Here is a 2,067-nt window from a genome sequence, read left to right as displayed (position 1 = left end):
ATCCTGCCCAGCGCGTCCCAGGTGTGGCTGGCGACACTGCTGTTGTTGGCGTACTTGGACTGGGTGCGCCGCCCCAGCAGGTCGTAGGTGAAGACAGCCCCTGATCGCCAACCGGTGGAACGATGGATTACGGAGCCGTTGCTGCCATTGAGTAAGTTCGGCGGGTCCGTGGCCGCAGGGGGAAAAAATTCCGAACTGAGTGACGCTCGACACAATTGTCGTCAACTGCAGGCAGGTAAGGCCGCTGGATCTGGCGAGCCCCACCTGACAGTTTTTATTTTTTACTGACAGTTTTTATTTTTACGTTCAACAATGACCATAAAAATAAAAACTGTCAGAACGGGTAGGGGCTAGGCACTTTTCACAAGCCGTCAAAACGCTCCGCATCCGCTTAACGCATTTCGCAACTGAAAATTAAAACTGTCAAAGTCGATCGAGAAACCGTCGAAACTCGGTCCCAAGCGCTCGTAGGTGTGGCTCCGATCCTGCGCCGTGCTGGCGAGGTCGTGACCCAGGCTCGCCAGTGTGCCTTGGGGGCTGTAGCCGTAGCTGATGGTGGTGCCGTTGCCCAGGGTCACCGTGGTGCGGCGGGAGAGGTCGTCGTAGGCGTAGTCGGTCACCGCCACCGGGGCGGCGGCCGTCGGGCAGGTCGTGGCCGCCGCCGTCACCGCCGAGCCCCAAGCCTTGAGCAGCTTGCCAGCGTCGTGTAGCTGCGGCAACTCACCAGCCACTGCATGCCGATCTGCGCCGCGGTGCGCACCAGACGGCCGTCCGCGTCGTAGCCGCAACGGGTCTGCTTGCCCAGGGCATCCGTCGTTTGCGTAACGCGACGCTCGGCGTCGAAGGTGCTGGTGTCGGTGACGTCGGTGCGCGGGCCGTCGACCTGGGTGAGGTTGCCAACCGCGTCATAGGTGAAGCTGGTAGTGAGGTTGAGCTTGCCGCTGCCCGCATCGGCCACCGCCGTCTGCGGAACGTATTTGTTGGCCGCGTTGTAAGCGCTCGTCGTCGCTACCGTGACAGTAGCGTTGATCTTGCTCGTCCCCGGCAGCATCCGACAAACGCAATACCCATTCGTTAATCTCGCTGCCAAGCAAATTCGCAGGCGGTTCGATGTAAATATGTTTAATACAACACATTCAATTAATCCTCAACTGAGCCTTATTTTCTGCCTACTCAGCTATCCCACTAGGTCGCCCCAAGTCATCCAAGTACCCAGAAAGAATATTCTTATCGATTAGCTCTAGCCTGAGCTTCAAGCGTTCACCGTTTTCCGCTGTCGGCGCAACGTTTACAGGGATCAGCCCGTCGGTTGACGCCCCACGACTTGCAGCATCAACCCATTCTTCCATTGCCCCTATATAGGCATCCAGCGCGGCGGCGGGGTTAGGGCTTTCTTCACAAGTAATGTATGCCGGAGGTAAATCACCAACTACGATCCATACCCATTCATCAACCCCCTCACGTGCTGGACGAATCCTAAACAGGAATACGGCAACAATTCCCGGATAAATGAACCCAACGTACTCCTCAAGAACCCCTGCGCACCAATTAAAGTGCTCAAGGAACAAACGGGCCTCGGTATGCATCAGAGCAATATCTTTGGCAGAGCCATCTTTCGAGCCAGCACGCTCGTAATAGATGCTCCATTCGAAAACCTTAGAAAAATCTAGTCTCATCCCTATCTCCGTTTGCCCCACCGCGTGTAGTCACCAGCATCTCGATGCCGATCCTGATGCTCGCTGCTTGGTCTCGGTTGAGCATTCGACACATGGTCCGGACCTCCGTCGGCGAGCGGAATTTCATGCGAGACGTCTTGGTTTCGCCCACTCTCATCCTTTGGCCAGCTAGAACCTGTCTGGGCCTCCCAATCGCCACGTAATTTATCGTTAGATGTATGCCGGCCTTTGTGCCACCAACTAAACGGGCCATCGGGAGAGTCAGTGACTTCTGCACCTTTGGCCCCGCCATCCTTATTAAATATCAGCCCCCTCCCAAAGGCATTCAAGATCGTAACCGGGACCGATCCAGGCAAGGTCACATTCTCGAAGCCACTGGGCGCACGTGATG

At 56.4% G+C, this 2,067-nt stretch carries 3 protein-coding genes; all 3 read right to left on the bottom strand.

Features of this window, described 5'->3' with window-relative positions; genetic code table 11:
* Positions 1-371: 371 nt before the first annotated feature.
* Positions 372-668 (bottom strand): hypothetical protein, encoded by a 297-nt coding sequence (locus C7389_RS25250; protein ID WP_211168623.1) that lies wholly within the window; start codon positions 666-668, stop codon positions 372-374.
* On the bottom strand, positions 665-1,051 hold the full coding sequence (locus C7389_RS25245; protein ID WP_211168622.1) for an RHS repeat protein: 387 nt from the start codon (positions 1,049-1,051) through the stop codon (positions 665-667). Before C7389_RS25245 ends, C7389_RS25250 begins: the two co-directional genes overlap by 4 nt.
* A 118-nt stretch (positions 1,052-1,169) precedes the next feature.
* The gene (locus C7389_RS24650) at positions 1,170-1,676 is read right to left on the bottom strand and encodes a hypothetical protein (RefSeq protein ID WP_133595309.1); all 507 of its coding nucleotides are present in this window, start codon (positions 1,674-1,676) and stop codon (positions 1,170-1,172) included.
* Positions 1,677-2,067 lie beyond the last annotated feature (391 nt).

Source organism: Azoarcus indigens, assembly GCF_004361735.1.
GTDB lineage: Bacteria > Pseudomonadota > Gammaproteobacteria > Burkholderiales > Rhodocyclaceae > Azoarcus > Azoarcus indigens.
The sequence above is the reverse complement of the archived record's forward strand: the minus strand, read 5'-3'. Positions and strand labels throughout refer to the sequence as shown.